Origin of the sequence: Streptomyces sp. NPDC046909 (assembly GCF_040644695.1) — a bacterium.
Lineage (GTDB): Bacteria > Actinomycetota > Actinomycetes > Streptomycetales > Streptomycetaceae > Streptomyces.
The window spans coordinates 64,756-81,217 of record NZ_JBEYXC010000011.1; the positions used below are offsets into that span (position 1 = coordinate 64,756).

The 16,462-nt window shown below is 70.3% G+C and carries 14 protein-coding genes; 7 read left to right on the top strand and 7 right to left on the bottom strand.

Features of this window, described 5'->3' with window-relative positions; all coding sequences use genetic code 11:
* Nucleotides 1-188 precede the first annotated feature (188 nt).
* The gene (uvrA, locus tag ABZ928_RS32535; protein ID WP_361526887.1) at nucleotides 189-3,263 is read right to left on the bottom strand and encodes an excinuclease ABC subunit UvrA; all 3,075 of its coding nucleotides are present in this window, start codon (nucleotides 3,261-3,263) and stop codon (nucleotides 189-191) included.
* A 224-nt stretch (nucleotides 3,264-3,487) separates the two neighbouring features.
* Between uvrA and ABZ928_RS32540 the strand changes: the two genes are divergently transcribed.
* From ABZ928_RS32540 to ABZ928_RS32560, 5 genes are all read left to right on the top strand, one after another.
* Nucleotides 3,488-4,174, top strand: coding sequence for a maleylpyruvate isomerase family mycothiol-dependent enzyme (locus ABZ928_RS32540; RefSeq protein WP_361526889.1), 687 nt, complete (start codon nucleotides 3,488-3,490; stop codon nucleotides 4,172-4,174).
* Between the two features lie 21 nt (nucleotides 4,175-4,195).
* Entirely contained in the window at nucleotides 4,196-4,852 is a 657-nt protein-coding gene (locus tag ABZ928_RS32545; protein ID WP_361526891.1) for an MBL fold metallo-hydrolase, read from the top strand.
* A 358-nt stretch (nucleotides 4,853-5,210) separates the two neighbouring features.
* Nucleotides 5,211-6,098, top strand: a complete 888-nt coding sequence (locus ABZ928_RS32550; RefSeq protein WP_361526893.1) for an ABC transporter substrate-binding protein — start codon at nucleotides 5,211-5,213, stop codon at nucleotides 6,096-6,098.
* Nucleotides 6,095-6,991, top strand: coding sequence for an amino acid ABC transporter permease (locus ABZ928_RS32555; RefSeq protein WP_361526895.1), 897 nt, complete (start codon nucleotides 6,095-6,097; stop codon nucleotides 6,989-6,991). Before ABZ928_RS32550 ends, ABZ928_RS32555 begins: the two co-directional genes overlap by 4 nt.
* Complete coding sequence (locus ABZ928_RS32560) at nucleotides 6,988-7,746, top strand: amino acid ABC transporter ATP-binding protein (RefSeq protein WP_361526897.1); 759 nt, start codon at nucleotides 6,988-6,990, stop codon at nucleotides 7,744-7,746. The genes ABZ928_RS32555 and ABZ928_RS32560 overlap by 4 nt, the downstream gene beginning before the upstream one ends.
* 50 nt (nucleotides 7,747-7,796) lie before the next feature.
* On the opposite strand, the gene aroQ is transcribed toward ABZ928_RS32560, so the two are convergent.
* Nucleotides 7,797-8,270, bottom strand: coding sequence for a type II 3-dehydroquinate dehydratase (aroQ, locus tag ABZ928_RS32565; RefSeq protein ID WP_361526899.1), 474 nt, complete (start codon nucleotides 8,268-8,270; stop codon nucleotides 7,797-7,799).
* A 103-nt stretch (nucleotides 8,271-8,373) separates the two neighbouring features.
* Here aroQ and ABZ928_RS32570 point away from each other — a divergent pair, with 103 nt between their 5' ends.
* Nucleotides 8,374-9,420 (top strand): S66 peptidase family protein, encoded by a 1,047-nt coding sequence (locus ABZ928_RS32570; RefSeq protein ID WP_361526901.1) that lies wholly within the window; start codon nucleotides 8,374-8,376, stop codon nucleotides 9,418-9,420.
* Between the two features lie 62 nt (nucleotides 9,421-9,482).
* Entirely contained in the window at nucleotides 9,483-10,790 is a 1,308-nt protein-coding gene (locus ABZ928_RS32575; protein WP_361526903.1) for an MFS transporter, read from the top strand.
* 25 nt (nucleotides 10,791-10,815) lie between these two features.
* Here the strand turns inward: ABZ928_RS32575 and ABZ928_RS32580 are convergent, their stop codons facing one another.
* The 5 genes from ABZ928_RS32580 to ABZ928_RS32600 form a co-directional block, all read right to left on the bottom strand.
* Nucleotides 10,816-11,916: an ionic transporter y4hA gene (locus ABZ928_RS32580; protein ID WP_361526905.1), complete on the bottom strand. Its 1,101-nt coding sequence runs from the start codon at nucleotides 11,914-11,916 to the stop codon at nucleotides 10,816-10,818.
* Between the two features lie 71 nt (nucleotides 11,917-11,987).
* Complete coding sequence (locus tag ABZ928_RS32585) at nucleotides 11,988-12,290, bottom strand: hypothetical protein (protein WP_361526907.1); 303 nt, start codon at nucleotides 12,288-12,290, stop codon at nucleotides 11,988-11,990.
* A 129-nt stretch (nucleotides 12,291-12,419) separates the two neighbouring features.
* Entirely contained in the window at nucleotides 12,420-13,421 is a 1,002-nt protein-coding gene (locus tag ABZ928_RS32590; RefSeq protein WP_361526909.1) for a TerC/Alx family metal homeostasis membrane protein, read from the bottom strand.
* Nucleotides 13,422-13,662: 241 nt separating this feature from the next.
* On the bottom strand, nucleotides 13,663-15,747 hold the full coding sequence (locus ABZ928_RS32595; protein WP_361526911.1) for a TerD family protein: 2,085 nt from the start codon (nucleotides 15,745-15,747) through the stop codon (nucleotides 13,663-13,665).
* A gap of 53 nt (nucleotides 15,748-15,800) precedes the next feature.
* Nucleotides 15,801-16,379, bottom strand: coding sequence for a TerD family protein (locus tag ABZ928_RS32600; RefSeq protein ID WP_097262584.1), 579 nt, complete (start codon nucleotides 16,377-16,379; stop codon nucleotides 15,801-15,803).
* Nucleotides 16,380-16,462: the final 83 nt, after the last annotated feature.

Consider the following 16,462-nt stretch of genomic DNA (forward strand, 5'->3'; position numbering starts at 1 on the left):
CAGGGCGGTTCAGCACCACGGGCAGATGACGTCGAAGTCCAACTGCTCGGAGTGTTCCTGCCCTTGAGTCGTCGCGGAGAAGCTACCGGCTCGGAGGCCGGCGAGTCAGGGGTGAGCGCGAAGAGGAAGAGATGAGGAAAAGAGGTCGGCCGGGGTGCGCGGAAGTCGCTCCGCGCACCCCGGTCCGGTCAGGCCTTGCGTGCCCGTGTCGTCTTCTTGGCGGGGGCCGCCTTCTTGCCGGCCGCGGCGGCCTTCTTCGTGGCCGTGTTGTTGGCGGTCCTGGCCGTGGTGGTCCTGGCCGTGGTGGTCCTGGCCGAGGCCGTCTTGGCCGTGGCGGTCTTCTTCGCCGTCGACTTGGCCGCGACGGTCTTCTTGGCCGCCGTCTTGCGCGGGGCCTTCACCGAGGAGGCGTCGCTGATGCGGTCGGCGCCGAGGATCTCCCGCAGGAACTTGCCGGTGTGGCTCGCGGGGACCGCGGCGACCTCCTCGGGGGTGCCCTCGGCGACGACGAGTCCGCCGCCCGCGCCGCCCTCGGGGCCCATGTCGACGATCCAGTCGGCGGTCTTGATCACGTCGAGGTTGTGCTCGATGACGATGACCGTGTTGCCCTTGTCGACCAGTCCGGCGAGGACCTTCAGCAGCTTGCTGATGTCCTCGAAGTGCAGACCGGTGGTCGGCTCGTCGAGGACGTAGACCGTACGGCCGGTGGACCGCTTCTGGAGCTCGCTGGCGAGCTTCACGCGCTGTGCCTCGCCGCCGGAGAGGGTCGTCGCGGACTGGCCGAGGCGGACATAGCCCAGACCCACGTCGTTGAGCGTCTTCAGGTGGCGGTTGATCGCCGGAACCGCCTCGAAGAAGTTCATCGCTTCCTCGATGGGCATGTTCAGGACCTCGGCGATGGACTTGCCCTTGTAGTGGACCTCCAGGGTCTCCCGGTTGTACCGGGCGCCGTGGCAGACCTCGCACGGGACGTAGACGTCCGGGAGGAAGTTCATCTCGATCTTGATGGTGCCGTCGCCCGCGCAGTTCTCGCAGCGGCCGCCCTTGACGTTGAAGGAGAAGCGGCCCGGCAGATAGCCGCGCACCTTCGCCTCGGTGGTCTCGGCGAACAGCTTGCGGACGTGGTCGAAGACACCGGTGTACGTCGCCGGGTTGGACCGCGGGGTGCGGCCGATGGGCGACTGGTCGACGTGGACGACCTTGTCGACGAGGTCGTCGCCGTCCACGCGCGTGTGCCGTCCCGGAACGCTCCTCGCACCGTTCAACTCACGGGCCAGGTGGGTGTACAGGATGTCGTTGACCAGCGTCGACTTGCCGGAGCCGGAGACGCCGGTGACCGCGGTGAAGACGCCGAGCGGGAACGAGACGTCGATGTCCTGGAGGTTGTTCTCCCGGGCGCCGTGCACCGTGAGCCTGCGGGTCGGGTCCTGCGGGCGGCGGATGTCGGGCAGCGGGATGGCCTTCTTGCCGGACAGGTACTGGCCCGTCATCGAATCCGCGTTGGCGAGGAGCTCCTTCATGGAGCCGCTGTGCACGACCTTGCCGCCGTGCTCACCGGCGCCGGGGCCGATGTCGACGACCCAGTCGGCGACCTTGATGGTGTCCTCGTCGTGCTCGACGACGATGAGCGTGTTGCCCATGTCGCGCAGCCGGACGAGGGTCTCGATCAGCCGGTGGTTGTCGCGCTGGTGCAGACCGATGGACGGCTCGTCGAGGACGTAGAGCACGCCGACGAGTCCGGAGCCGATCTGGGTGGCCAGGCGGATGCGCTGGGCCTCGCCGCCGGAGAGGGTGCCGGCCGCGCGGTTGAGCGAGAGGTAGTCCAGACCGACGTCGACCAGGAACTTCAGCCGCTCGTTGACCTCCTTCAGCACCCGCTCGGCGATCTTCTTGTCGCGCGCGTTGAGCTTGAGCTCGCCCAGGAAGTCCGCGCAGTCGCTGATGGACATGCCGGAGACCTCGGCGATCGACTTCCCCATGACGGTGACCGCGAGGACGATCGGCTTGAGGCGGGTGCCCTCACAGGTGGGGCAGGGCACCTCGCGCATGTAGCCCTCGAAGCGCTCGCGGCTGGCGTCGCTCTCGGACTCGCTGTGCCGGCGTTTGACGAAGGGAACGGCACCTTCGAAGGGGGTCGTGTACACGCGCTCACGGCCGTACCGGTTGCGGTAGCGGACCTCGATCTGCGTCTTGTGGCCGAAGAGGAGGGCCTTCTTGGCGCGCTGCGGCAGCCCGGCGAACGAAATGTCGGTGCGGAAGCCCAGCGCGTCCGCGAGGGCGCCGATCAGACGGCCGAAGTAGTCCTTGGTGTGGCCGTGCGACCAGGGGTGGATGGCGCCCTCGTCGAGGGACTTGTCCTCGTCGGGGACGATCAGCTCCGGGTCGACCTCCATGCGCGTGCCGATACCCGTGCACTCGGGGCAGGCGCCGAAGGGCGAGTTGAAGGAGAAGGAGCGGGGCTCCAGCTCCTCGAAGGACAGGTCGTCGTAGGCGCAGTACAGGTGCTCCGAGTACATGCGCTCGCGCTCGGGGTCGTCGGCGGGCAGGTCGACGAAGTCGAGCACGACCATGCCGCCGGAGAGGCCGAGGGCGGTCTCGACGGAGTCGGTGAGACGGCGCTTGGCGGAGTCCTTCACCGTGAGACGGTCGATGACCACCTCGATGGTGTGCTTCTCCTGCTTCTTCAGCGTGGGCGGCTCGGAGAGCTGGATGGTCTCGCCGTCCACACGCGCGCGGGAGTAGCCCTTGGTCTGGAGGTCGGCGAAGAGGTCGACGAACTCGCCCTTGCGCTCGCGCACCAGCGGCGACAGCACCTGGAAGCGGCTCCCCTCCGGCAGCTCCAGGACCTTGTCGACGATGGCCTGCGGCGACTGGCGCGCGATCGGGCGGCCGCACTCGGGGCAGTGCGGCTTGCCGATGCGGGCGAAGAGCAGCCGGAGGTAGTCGTAGACCTCGGTGATGGTGCCGACCGTCGAGCGCGGGTTGCGGGAGGTCGACTTCTGGTCGATGGAGACGGCGGGCGAGAGGCCCTCGATGAAGTCGACGTCCGGCTTGTCCATCTGGCCGAGGAACTGGCGGGCGTACGAGGAGAGCGACTCCACGTAGCGGCGCTGGCCCTCGGCGAAGATGGTGTCGAAGGCCAGGGAGGACTTGCCCGACCCGGACAGGCCCGTGAAGACGATGAGCGAGTCACGCGGCAGGTCGAGCGAGACGTTCTTGAGGTTGTGCTCGCGCGCGCCACGGACGATGAGACGGTCGGCCACGCCGGTCCGCACCTTTCTTGAGAGAAGTGACAGGGGCGAGGCCCCCGTGCTTTCTCACACTAGGGGGAGCCACTGACAACGCCGGTCGGATTCCCGAATGGGACAACAAACCCGAGCCATCCAGCATGCCCGACGCCGCTCCCGACCATATAGCACGCGCATTCGATTTACGGCACTGCTTCACCACCTTCACCCAAAGGTGTGGCGGGACTAGGGTCAGCACCATGATTGATCACGCTCATGACCTGGTGTCTGTACGTGACGCTACGGAACGGCTGCTCACCGCAGCGGCCAAACTGGACAACGCGTCGGTGGCCGAGCCGTCACGGCTTCCCGGGTGGACCCGCGGTCACGTCCTCGCCCACCTCGCCCGCAACGCGGACGCGCTGGTGAATGTTCTGGGGGGCCGCCCCATGTACGCCTCCGCGGAGACCCGGGACGCCGACATCGACCGGGACGCCCCGCGCCCCCTCGACGTCCAGCTCGCGGACGTCCGCGACAGCGCCGCCCGCTTCCAGGAGGCGGGGGCCGTCCCGGCCGACTGGTCCCGCATCGTGCAGCTGCGCAACGGGGTCACCGACTCGGCGGCCATGGTGCCGTTCCGGCGCTGGGTGGAGGTGGAGCTGCACCACGTGGACCTGGGGATCGGCTACGAGCTGGAGGACCTCCCCGAGGAGTTCACGGAGCGGGAGATCGCCTTCCTCGCCGACCGGTTCACCGGGCACCCCGACGTACCGCCGACGCGGCTGACGGACGGCACGCGCGCGTGGACCACGGGCCGGGTGGCGGAACCCATCGGGGTCACGGTGACGGGATCCCCCGCCGACCTGCTCGGCTGGCTCGCCGGACGCCGGGACGGGTCGGGGCTGCGGACGGAGGGCGGCAGGCTGCCGGAGCTTCCTCCGCTGTAGGGGCGCCCTAGACTGACCGCCATGACGTACAGCGGACAGGTCACGGTCGGTGGCCCGGCGGACGTGCACGAACTCAAGGACCTGATGATCACCAAGATCGCGGTCGGTCCCATGGACAACAACGCCTATCTGCTGCGCTGCCGGGCCACGGACGAGCAGCTGCTGATCGACGCCGCGAACGACGCGGAGACGCTGCTCGGCATGATCGGTGACGACGGCATCGCGTCCGTCGTCACCACCCACCAGCACGGCGACCACTGGCAGGCCCTCGCCCGGGTCGTCGACGGCACCGGCGCCCGTACGTACGCGGGCCGCCAGGACGCCGACGGCATCCCCGTGCCGACCGACGTCCTCGTCGACGACGGGGACACGATCCGGGTCGGGCGCGTGGAACTCACCGCGCGCCATCTGGTCGGTCACACGCCGGGCTCCATCGCGCTCGTCTACGACGACCCGCACGGACACCCCCATGTGTTCACCGGCGACTGCCTCTTCCCCGGCGGCGTGGGCAACACCCGCAAGGACCCGGAGGCCTTCGCCAGCCTGATCCACGACGTGGAGACGAAGATCTTCGACGTCCTGCCGGACGAGACGTGGGTCTACCCGGGGCACGGCAACGACACGTCGCTGGGCGCGGAGCGCCCGCATCTGCCGGAGTGGCACGCGCGCGGGTGGTGAGCGTCAGGGCGGGCACGTCGAGCCCGAACAACGGGTGGTGAACGCCGGGGCGCGCCGCATAACTTCACGCGCCCGGCGCGCACGCCTTCACGCGCGCCCCGTGTGAACCCTTCGCACACTCCGGCGCCCCGCGCACGCTCCCCGCGCACATGGTTGCGCGGTCAACTGGTAGCAGCCCCGCGCAGGATGACGGCTCCCGCGCGGTACGGGCCGCCGGTCTTCCGATCCCCGCCCTCGACCGGCGGCCCCGGCGACGCACACAGAGGACGTTCACAAGAACGCAACACCCGTTCCCAGTATGCGGACAAATGCCGTTGTGACCTCGACAAACAGGGCGGCCTGCTGTCAATCTCCCGCCATGCACCTCGCCCCTCGCGCACTGCACCGCGCTGTCGCCGCCGCGACCATAGCCCTGCTCGCCACCGCCGTCGGCTGTGCCCCGCAGCCGGAGGAGGACTCGGCGGCCAAGCCCTCGGGTTCGTCGTCCGGCACCACGTGCGCCAAGGGCAAGCTGGCCACCGAGACCTCCGGCAAGCTCACCATCGCCACCGACGAGCCCGCGTACGAGCCGTGGTTCAAGGACGACAAGCCCGCCAACGGCAAGGGCTTCGAGTCCGCGGTCGCCTACGCCGTGGCCGAGCAGCTCGGCTACGACAAGAGCGCCGTCGTCTGGCAGAGCGTCCCCTTCAACAAGGCGTTCGCGCCCGGTGAGAAGACCTTCGACTTCGACATCAACCAGGTCTCGATCAGCGACGAGCGCAAGAAGGCCGTCGACTTCTCGTCCGGCTACTACGACGTGCGCCAGGCCGTCATCGCCCTCAAGGACTCCAAGGCCGCCAAGGCGACGAGCGTCGCGGACCTCAAGGGCCTCAAGCTGGGCGCCCAGGTCGGCACCACCAGCCTCGACTACATCGAGGACGTGGTGAAGCCGACCCAGCAGGCCGCCGCCTACGCCAAGAACGACCAGGCCAAGTCCGCCCTGAAGAACGGTCAGGTGGACGCCATCGTCGTCGACCTGCCGACCGCCTTCTACATCACCGCGGCCGAGGTGACCGACGCGAAGATCGTCGGCCAGTTCGAGAACCAGGGCGGCACCCCCGAGCAGTTCGGCCTCGTCCTCGACAAGGGCAGCGCGCTCACCTCCTGCGTGACCGAAGCGGTCGACACCCTGCGCGAGAACGGCACGCTGGCGAAGATCGAGCAGCAGTGGCTGTCCGACGCCGTCGACGCACCGGTGCTCAAGTGACGCTCACGAAGGACGAGTCCGGCGCGGAGGCGCCGGACTCGGATGACTCGTACACGCCCTCGCAGCGGCGGCTGGACCGGGAGCGCCACAAGCGCGCCCGCTCCCGCCGCGCGACGGCGATCGCCGCGCTCTCGACCCTGGTGACGGCCGTCGTCCTCTACGTGGTCGTCGTCAACGCGCCGGGCTGGCCGCGCACCAAGGAGACCTTCTTCAACGGGGAGTACGCGCGCGAGGCGTTCCCCAAGGTCCTCGAAGGGCTGTGGCTCAACCTCCGGCTGCTGCTGATCTGCGGTGCGGCCGTGCTGGTCCTCGGCATGCTCATCGCCATCGCCCGCACGCTGCGCGGCCCGGTGTTCTTCCCGCTGCGGGTGCTGGCCGCCGCCTACACGGACTTCTTCCGGGGCCTTCCGCTCATCATCAACCTCATGATCGTCGTCCTGGGAGTCCCCGCGCTGCGGCTCCAGGGCGTGACGGTCGACCCGGTGTGGCTGGGCGGCACGGCGCTGACGCTGACGTACTCGGCGTACGTCGCCGAGGTGTTCCGCGCCGGCATCGAGTCCATCCACCCCTCGCAGCGCGCCGCGGCCCGCTCGCTCGGCCTCAACAACCGGCAGGCGCTGCGCTACGTGGTGCTGCCGCAGGCGGTACGGCGCCAGGTGCCGCCGCTGCTCAACGACCTGGTGTCGCTGCAGAAGGACACCGGCCTGGTGTCGATCGGCGGCGCGGTGGACGCCGTACGGGCCGCCGACATCATCGTGGGCCGCAGCCTCAACTACACGCCGTACATCGTCGCGGGGCTGGTCTTCGTCGCGCTGACCATCCCGATGACCCGGTTCACGGACTGGGTGACGGCACGGATGGACCGGCGGCGGGCCCAGGGAGGGATCGCATGAGCGACGCAGACGCACCGGTGCTGCGGATGGAGTCCGTCCGCAAGACCTTCGGCGGCTCGGTCGTCCTGCGGGACGTGGACCTTGAGGTCGCCCCGCACACCGTGACCGCGCTGATCGGCGCCTCCGGCTCCGGCAAGTCCACGCTGCTGCGCTGCGCGAACCTCCTGGAGGAGATCGACGACGGCGCGATCTGGCTGGACGACGAGGAGATCACCGACCCGCGGGTCGACCAGGACGCGGTACGCCGCCGTATCGGCGTGGTCTTCCAGGCGTACAACCTGTTCCCGCACATGACCGTCCTGGAGAACATCACGCTCGCCCCGCGCCGGGTGCACGGGGTGTCCCGCGCGGAGGCCGAGGAGCGCGGCAGGGAGCTGCTGGAGCGGCTCGGGCTCGGCGGCAAGGCGGGCGAGTACCCGGACCGGCTGAGCGGCGGTCAGCAGCAGCGGGTCGCGATCGTGCGCGCACTGGCCGTACGGCCCCGGCTGCTGCTGCTCGACGAGATCACCGCGGCACTCGACCCGGAGCTCGTGGGCGAGGTGCTCACCGTCGTCCGCGACCTCAAGGACGAGGGCATGACCATGGTGCTCGCCACGCACGAGATGGGCTTCGCGCGGGACGTCGCCGACCAGGTCTGTTTTCTGGACGGAGGGGTCGTCCTGGAGCGCGGGACGGCCGAGCAGATCTTCGGAGACCCTCAGCAGGAGCGCACGCAGCGCTTCCTGCGGCGGATCGTGGAGGCCGGGCGCCTGTAACGGGCGCCTGCCTGGCGGTCGGTCAGTACCGACCGCCCTTGCCGCCCGCCTTACGCCTCCGCCTGTCCCGTCCCCGCCAGCGCCGCGACCCGCTCCACACCGAACGCGTACCCCTGCACACCACAGCCCGCGATGACACCGTCGGCGCGCAGGGAGACGTAGGAGTGGTGCCGGAAGGACTCGCGCCGGTGGATGTTGGAGATGTGGACCTCCAGGACCGGCAGTCCGTCGCAGGTGTTGAGCGCGTCCAGGATCGCGACCGACGTGTGCGAGTAGGCGCCCGGGTTGATGACGATCCCGCAGTGGTTCAGGCGCGCCTCGTGGATCCAGTCGACCAGCTCGCCCTCGTGGTTGGACTGCCGGAAGTCGACCGTGCCGCCGTGCGCGGCCGCGGTCTTGGCGCACAGGGCCTCGACGTCGGCGAGGGTGTCGGAACCGTAGATCTCCGGCTGGCGCTGGCCGAGCAGGTTCAGATTGGGGCCGTTGAGGATCATGATCGGGGCGTTGGCCAGGGTGCGGGGCACGGTTCCTCCGGTCCGGTAGCGGGTGCGCGATCCGTTGAAGACCGCTGCTCAGACCCGGTTTATCACGGTGCGCCGAGCGCGCGGAGGCCCGTACCCTCCTCGGATGACGACGATCTCGTACCCTCCCAAGCCCTCCCCCGGCGACCGGATAGCGGTCATCTCGCCCGGCGCCGGACTGCCCGGGCTCTTCCCACGCCCCTTCGAACTGGGCCTGGAGCGGCTGCGCGAGGTCTACGGTCTCGTCCCGGTCGAGTACCCGACGACCCGCAGGATGGGTGCGAGCCCGAAGGAGCGCGCCGACGACATCCACGCCGCCTTCGCCGATCCGGACGTCAGGGCGGTCATCGCGTCGATCGGCGGTGACGACCAGATCACCGTACTGCCGTATCTGGACCGGGAATTGATCCGGGCGAACCCGAAGCCGTTCTTCGGGATGAGCGACAACACGAACCTGCTGATGTATCTGCGCAACACGGGGATCGTCGGGTATCACGGCGCGACCGTGATGACCGCGCTCGGCCGGCCGGTCGCCATGGACGAGCTGACCGCCGAGTCGCTGCGGGCGGCGCTGTTCACCTCCGGCGCGTACGAACTGCGGCCCGCCGACCGCTGGAACGACGTCAACCGCGACTGGGCGGACCCGGCGACCTTCGAAGCGGAGCCGGAGACCAGGCCCGGCACCGGCTGGACCTGGGTGAACCCCGAGCGGGTGATCGAGGGCCGCAGTTGGGGCGGCTGTCTGGAGATCCTGGGCTGGCTGCTGATGGCCGACCGCGAGATCGCGCGCGACCCGGGCGAGTACGACGGCGGCGTGCTGCTCCTGGAGACCTCCGAGGAGCTGCCGAGCGGCGAGGAGGTCTTCCGCACCCTGCGCAACATGGGCGAGCGCGGTCTGCTCCAGCGCTTCTCCGCGCTCCTGATGGGCCGCGCGAAGACCTGGTCCTTCGAGCGGCCCAACAGCCCGCAGGAGGCCGCCCGTTACGCCGCCGAGCAGCGTGAGGCCGTACTGCGCGCGATGCGGGCGTACGCCCCCGGCACCACGATCGTCTTCGACGTGGACTTCGGGCACACCGACCCTCAACTGGTCATCCCCTACGGGGGTCTCGTCCGCGTCGACGGGCCCGCCCGGCGCATCACGGTCACCTACTGATCCGCGGGACACGCCCCCGCACGCCCCCGTAACCGGCGGTCACCGTGGGTAGTTGACGCGGCATGCACGACGTACGCACCGTAAGGGCGCCCTCCATGCCGCGGCTCGCCGCCGCCTCGCTCGCCGGGACGGCCATCGAGTTCTACGACTTCTTCGTCTACGGGACCGCGGCGGCGCTGGTCCTCGGGCCGCTGTTCTTCCCGACGTTCTCGCCGCTGGCGGGGACGCTGGCCGCGTTCGCCACGTTCGGCGTGGGGTTCGTGGCACGGCCGCTCGGTTCGGTGCTGTTCGGGCACATCGGGGACCGGCGCGGGCGGCGGCCGGTCCTCGTCGCCTCGCTGCTGCTGACCGGCGGCGCCACGGTCGCGGTCGGCTGTGTGCCGGCGTACGGCTCGATCGGGGCGGCCGCTCCCCTGCTGCTGCTCGTGCTGCGGTTCCTCCAGGGCCTCGGGCTCGGCGGGGAGTGGGGCGGGGCCGTGCTGCTGACGGCGGAACACGCGCCGGCCGGGCGGCGCGGGCTGTGGTCGAGCTTCCCGCAGATCGGGCCTGCGGTGGGCTTCCTGCTCGCCAACGGCGTGATGCTGGTGCTGTCGGCGACGCTGACCGAGGCGCAGTTCGCGTCCTGGGGGTGGCGGGTGCCGTTCTGGGCGGCGGGGGTGCTGGCCGTGGCGGGACTGTGGCTGCGGTCGTCGCTCGCCGAGAGCCCGTCCTTCCTCGAACTCGACGACCACGCGCGCGTGCCGCTCGTAGAAGTCGTGCGCGACCACTGGCGGCTGGTCCTGCTGACGGCCGGCGGGCTCGCCATCGGGTACGCGATCTTCTACGCCGTGACGACCTGGTCCCTCGCCTACGGGACGGAGCGGCTGGGCGTGAGCCGTACCGTCATGCTGGCCTGCATCATGGCGGCGGTCGTGGTGAAGGGCTCGCTCACACCGGTGACGGCGCTTCTCGGTGACCGTTACGGGCGGCGGCCGCTGTGTCTGGCGGGGTGTGCGGCGGCGGCCGTGTGGATGTTCCCGATGGTCGCGCTGCTGTCGACCGGCGAACCGCTGCTGATGTTCCTGGGGTTCCTGGGCGCGATGCTCGCGTTCATCACGATGTTCGCCGTCATCGCCGCGTATCTGCCGGAGCTGTACGAGCCGCGGGTGCGCTGCACGGGTGCCGCGGTCGGCTACAACCTCGGCGGGGTCCTCGGGGGCGCGCTCACGCCGATCGTGGCGACGGCGCTCGCCGAGCGGGGCGGCCGGGTGCCGTGGGGTGTGGGGGCGTATCTGACGGCGATCGCGCTGCTGAGTCTGGGGTGCTTCGCGCTGCTCCCGGAGACGCGTCCGGTGCCGGTGGCCGTGACGGCCGAGCCCGCCCTGGAGTGAGCCGCGGGCCGGCCTACGGGGCGGCCTACGGATTGATCGCCAGCTCCAAGTAGGCCGCGAACAGCACCAGATGTACGCCGCCCTGGAGCGGGGTCGCCCGGCCCGGCACCACCGTCAGGGAGCTGACGACGACGGTCAGGGCGAGCAGCACCATGTGGGTGGAACCGAGGCCTAGGACGAGCGGGCCGTCGAGCCAGATGGAGGCCAGCGCGACCGCCGGGATGGTCAGGCCGATGCTGGCCATCGCCGAGCCGAGCGCGAGGTTGAGGCTGGTCTGCACCCGGTCTCGGCGGGCGGAGCGCAGCGCGGCGATGGTCTCGGGGAGCAGGACCAGCAGGGCGATGATCACGCCGACGACGGCGTGCGGCAGGCCGGCGGCCTCGACCCCGGACTCGATGGTGGGCGACACGCCCTTGGCGAGGCCCACGACCCCGATCAGGGCCAGGCCCAGCAGCCCGAGGCTGATCAGGGCGGTGCGGGCGGTGGGCGCGTCGGCGTGGTCGTCGACGGTGATGACCTCACCCTGGCGCGTGATCGGCAGGAAGTAGTCGCGGTGCCGCACGGTCTGGGTCGCCACGAACAGGCCGTACAGGATCAGCGAGGAGAGCGCGGCGAAGGTCAGCTGGACGCCGGAGAACTCAGGGCCCGGCTTGCTCGTCGTGAACGTCGGCAGGACCAGGCTGAGCGTCGCGAGGGTGGCGACGGTCGCGAGGGCGGCGCCGGTGCCCTCGGGGTTGAACACGGCGATGCCGTGGCGCAGTGAGGCGACCAGGAGGCAGATGCCGACGATGCCGTTGCAGGTGATCATCACGGCCGCGAAGACCGTGTCCCGAGCGAGCGTCGAACCCTTGCTGCCTCCGTCGGCCATCAGGGTGACGATCAGGGCGACCTCGATGATGGTGACGGCCACCGCCAGGACGAGGGAGCCGAAGGGTTCGCCGACCCGGTGGGCGACCACTTCGGCGTGGTGCACCGCGGCCAGGACAGCGCCCGCGAGGACCAGGGTGACCAGGCCGACGACCACGCCCGGCAGGTCGCGCCCCCAGGTGAACGCGAGGAGGACGATCCCGAGCACCGGCACGAGGAACGTCCACTGGGTGGTGAGCGACCCGAGCCGAGCGATCATGCAGCGATCTTCGCAAAGGTGCCGAGGCCCCGCATTTCGGCGCCGCGGGGCCTCTTTCCCTCGGGTCCGGGCTACTTCAGCTCACGCGAGTCCAGGAGATCGCAGTTGACGAAGCGGGGCGCCCGGGTACACAACTCGCCCAGCTGCTCGGCCATCTTGCTCGTCTCGGGGCGCTCGTTGTTGCGCATCGCCTCCTCGAAGGACTCGAACTCGATCACGGCGAGGTAGCGTCCGGGCGTGTCACGGTCCTTCAGCAGGATGCGGTGGGTGGGGCCGCCTTCCTGGCCCTCCATGCGCTGCCTGGCCCCTTCGAGCAGCTGCTCCATCTCGTCGAGCCGCTCGGTTTCGAAGTCGATGATCTGCACGAACTTCATGGCTGCCTCCGTCGGCCGGGGCGTCCCCCGGCCGGGAAACGCGCTCAGAACAACGCAAGCACCGGGAGCGAGGGGCGGCAATCGGCCACACGGCGCTCCCGGTGCTGGTTGTTCCTACGTCCGACGTGGTCAGACGTCGATGCTGTCCTTCGGAGCGCCATCGCTCCGCGCCTGCGCCGCCTCGGCCGCCGCCTGCTTCTTGGAGGCCCTGAGGCTGGTGATCGTGGTGACGACCAGGACCGCGCAGATCACGCCGAGGGAGACCGGGATGGAGATCTCGGGGACATGGACACCGGACTCGTGCAGCGCGTGCAGGACCAGCTTGACGCCGATGAAGCCGAGGATGATCGACAGGCCGTAGCTGAGGTGGACCAGCTTCTTCAGCAGTCCGCCGATGAGGAAGTACAGCTGGCGCAGACCCATCAGGGCGAACGCGTTGGCCGTGAAGACGATGTACGGGTCCTGGGTCAGGCCGAAGATCGCGGGGATGGAGTCGAGGGCGAAGAGCACGTCGGTGGTGCCGATCGCGAGCATGACGACCAGCATCGGGGTCATGACCCGCTTGCCGTTCTGCTCGATCCACAGCTTGGTGCCGTGGTAGCGGTCGGCGACACCGAAGCGGCGCTCGGCGGCCTTGAGCAGCTTGTTCTCATCGAACTCCTCGTCCTCCTCGTCGGCCCGGGCCTCCTGGATGAGCTTCCAGGCGGTCCAGATCAGGAAGGCGCCGAAGAGGTAGAAGACCCAGGCGAAGCTGGCGAGGATGGCGGCGCCCGCGGCGATGAAGATCGCCCGCAGGACCAGGGCTATGAGAACACCGACGAGGAGCACGCGCTGCTGGTACTGCGAGGGCACCGAGAACTTCGCCATGATCAGGACGAAGACGAAGAGGTTGTCGACGCTCAGCGACTTCTCGGTGATGAAGCCCGCGAAGAACTCTCCGCCGGCCTGGCCGCCGCCGAAGATCAGCAGGCCGAGGCCGAAGAGGCCGGCCAGGGCGATCCAGACGACCGTCCAGATTCCGGCTTCCTTGATGGACACGTCGTGCGGCTTGCGGCCGATGAAGAAGTCGACGGCGATGAGGGCGGCGAGGCCCACGATGGTCAGGACCCACAGGGTCACGGAAACATCCACTGATCCTCCGGCATTACGTAACGGCAAATAACCAGCGTCGTCGCGCTGCCGGAGGTCTCTTCCACCCAAGGTGGGCCGACGCCCCGGGATTCAGGCCTGTTCCGAATGGCCGGATCCGTATTGACGGGAACGCCGCGATCGACAGGGAGTACTCCCCTCCGTGAGGAAAACGGTACCCCAATCACCAAGGAAAGGTAAAGAGCTTGGCAAAAGAAAGGTCAAAGTTCCTGGTCAGGCGTCTTTACGTATGCTTGGTGCGGGCCACTGCCACCTGGTGGAGGACCTGCTGGAGCACCTGACTGCCCGGCGGCACGAGCGGGGGCTCGTACGTCCAGGCGTGCCCCACCCACGGGTCGGCGAGGTGGTCGTCGGGCACCGGTGTCAGTCGCAGCAGCGAACGCCACAGCGGGTCGAGCAACGGCCCGTACGCGGAGGCCTCCTCGCGGTCCGCGACCATCATCAGGTGGACGCCGACCGCCGGGCCCTCGTCGGCGAGGTAGCGCAGCTGGGTCACGGCGCGGTCGTCGAAGCCGTGCGGGAAGTCGTTGACGATCAGCAGCTGCTCGGCGGTGTCGAAGCCGGGCGGGAGCGCGTCCGGCGCACCGCCGCGCACGGCCATCTGCACCAGGTCGACCCGCTGGGTGAGCCGGGCCAGGACGTCCTGCACACCGGCCGCGCCGAGGGCGGGCGGCCCCGCCAGCACGCCCGACTGCACCAGCGGCACCAGCGCCTGTCCCCCCGAGCCCGCCGGGTCAACGACATGCACGCCGAACTCGCGCGCCGGATAGACGGCGAGCAGCCGGGCCGCGATCGCCACCGCGGTGTCCAGGGCCAGCCGCTTCACCTCGTGGAAGTCGGCGAACGAGCCGTCGGCCGTGCCGCCGCGTCCGCTGTCGATCCACAGGCCGCGCTCCAGCGGGAGCCTGACCAGCATCGGGATGCTCACCTGCGGGGCCTCGGGCAGATGGAGGTCGCCGAGGCGCAGGGCCATGGGGATCTCCATCGGCACGCGGTAGCCGTGCCACACGGGGTTGTCCCAGCGCGCGAACGCCGGCGGCAGCGCGGGCTCCACCACATCGGCCTCGGCGGCGAGCTGGGCGAGGTCCCGGTCGAGGGCCGCCTGGGCCTGGTCGACGAGCTGGCTGTGCTTGGCGCGGGCCGCCTCGCGCGCGGCATCGCCCTGGCCGCCGATCCGGCTGCGCGGGTCGGACAGGGCCTGGTCGAGCTCCTTCTCCATGCGGGAGTCGGCGAAGTCGACGGCGCTGCGGTACGCGGCGGCGGTGCGGGCGAGATCCTCGAACATGCCCCACACCTGGTTGTAGAGCCGCTCGTCCATGGACCAGCCGGTCGCGTCCCCCGCGACGGGCTGCTGCGGCTGCCCGGGCTGGGCCGGGGGCGCGGTCGGCGGGGGCGGCGGCGGGGCGGTGGTCTGGCGGCGCGGGTGGCTGTAGTCGATCGGGCCGCCCGGAGTGGGCGTCGAGGAAGCGGAGGGCTGGGCGGCCGCCGGGTCCTGGGAGCCTTGCTGGCCGCCGTAGGGCGAAGCGGGCTGGCCAGGTGACTGGGTGCCGTACGGAGATGCCGGCTCGCCGGGCGACTGGGCGCCATAAGGAGGCGTCGGCTGGCCGGGCGGCGCGCCGTACGGAGACGTCGGCGGCTGGGGTGGTACGGCGCCCTGGGGTGCCGGGCCGCCCTGGTCGGGGCCGAGCGCCGGTGCGGCGGTCTGGCGGGTGCGGTCGCCGTCGGTGGTGCGGGGCGGGGCCGACACGGAGCGGGCCAGGCCCTGGGCCACGGCGTCGTTGATGCCGGTGGCGAGTTGGCGGGCCTCCGGCAGGCCCTGGTCGGCGAGGAGGTCGGCGAGGCCGCCGGCGTATCCCTGGCCGATGGCGCGCACCTTCCAGGCGCCCTGGCGGCGGTAGAGCTCCAGGGCGACGACGGCGGACTCGGCCTCCAGGCCGGTGATGGTGTAGCTGGCGACCTCGGCACCGTCGAGGCCGGTGACCGCGACGAAGGGGGCGGCGAGGCCACCGAAGCGGACGGGGCCGCCCACTCCGGTGGGCAGGGCCAGCAGCACACTGACCCGGTGCACGGCCTCCGGCACGGCCCCCAGGTCCACCGCGAGCCGGTGGTCGGCGGCGGCCTGCCGGGAGACCTCGAGACCCGGGAGGGTGGGTGCGCCAGGATGGGCCACCCACTCCACGCCGTGCACCTTGCCGTGCTCGTCGCTCAGCGTGGCTCCGGCCACGATCGGCTTGCCGGCCGAGACCCGGATCTCGAGACGGGCCTGGGAGAGCGGGTGGTTCTGCCCCCGCACCAGCTCGGCCGTCATGCCCTCGTCCCCCTGTGTCGCTGTCGGTGTCGTGTGCCGCTCGCCGAGCGGGCCTACAGGTGCGGCAGGATCGCCGGCATCAGGTCCTGGAAGGTACGGCCGTTGGCCGGAGTGCCCAGGGCCGTCATCGTCCAGCCGGCGCCCGTGCGGTGCACCTTCGCCATGATCTGGGCGGTGTAGGCGCCGCCGCCCGCGAGCGTGTAGCGGGCCAGCTCCTGGCCGTTGGTCTCGTCGACCAGGCGGCAGAACGCGTTCTGCACCTCCTGGAAGGTCTGGCCCGTGAAGGAGTTCACGGTGAAGACGATCTGGTCGATGTGGACCGGGATGCGCGCCAGGTCGACGAGGATCGCCTCGTCGTCGCCGCCCTGGCCGACACCGCCGACGAGGTTGTCGCCGGTGTGGCGCACCGAGCCGTCGTCGCTCACCAGGTGGCGGAAGAAGACGACGTCGACCGGCTGCTTGTCCGCGAACAGGACCGCGGAGGCGTCCAGGTCGATCTCCCGGGTGCGCGAGCCGAACAGGCCGCGACGGGGGGCCGCCTGCCAGCCGAGACCCATGCGCACCGCGGTCAGGCTGCCGCCGTCGTTCTTCTGCAGACTGATGGCCTGACCCTTGGTCATGTTGACGGTCACGCGCTGATTCCCCTCTCGAACTGTCCCCTGTTGCCGCGCAGTACGCGGTTGACGAGAACCCTACGCAGTGGCACTGACAGTGC

What these genes read in the sequence shown, in the direction of transcription:
- ABZ928_RS32540 (WP_361526889.1), top strand. Translation starts at nt 3,488, where the DNA reads ATGATTGATCACGCTCATGACCTGGTGTCTGTACGTGACGCTACGGAA.
- ABZ928_RS32545 (WP_361526891.1), top strand. Translation starts at nt 4,196, where the DNA reads ATGACGTACAGCGGACAGGTCACGGTCGGTGGCCCGGCGGACGTGCAC.
- ABZ928_RS32550 (WP_361526893.1), top strand. Translation starts at nt 5,211, where the DNA reads ATGCACCTCGCCCCTCGCGCACTGCACCGCGCTGTCGCCGCCGCGACC.
- ABZ928_RS32560 (WP_361526897.1), top strand. Translation starts at nt 6,988, where the DNA reads ATGAGCGACGCAGACGCACCGGTGCTGCGGATGGAGTCCGTCCGCAAG.
- ABZ928_RS32570 (WP_361526901.1), top strand. Translation starts at nt 8,374, where the DNA reads ATGACGACGATCTCGTACCCTCCCAAGCCCTCCCCCGGCGACCGGATA.
- ABZ928_RS32575 (WP_361526903.1), top strand. Translation starts at nt 9,483, where the DNA reads ATGCACGACGTACGCACCGTAAGGGCGCCCTCCATGCCGCGGCTCGCC.
- ABZ928_RS32580 (WP_361526905.1), bottom strand. Translation starts at nt 11,916, where the DNA reads ATGATCGCTCGGCTCGGGTCGCTCACCACCCAGTGGACGTTCCTCGTG.
- ABZ928_RS32585 (WP_361526907.1), bottom strand. Translation starts at nt 12,290, where the DNA reads ATGAAGTTCGTGCAGATCATCGACTTCGAAACCGAGCGGCTCGACGAG.
- ABZ928_RS32595 (WP_361526911.1), bottom strand. Translation starts at nt 15,747, where the DNA reads ATGACGGCCGAGCTGGTGCGGGGGCAGAACCACCCGCTCTCCCAGGCC.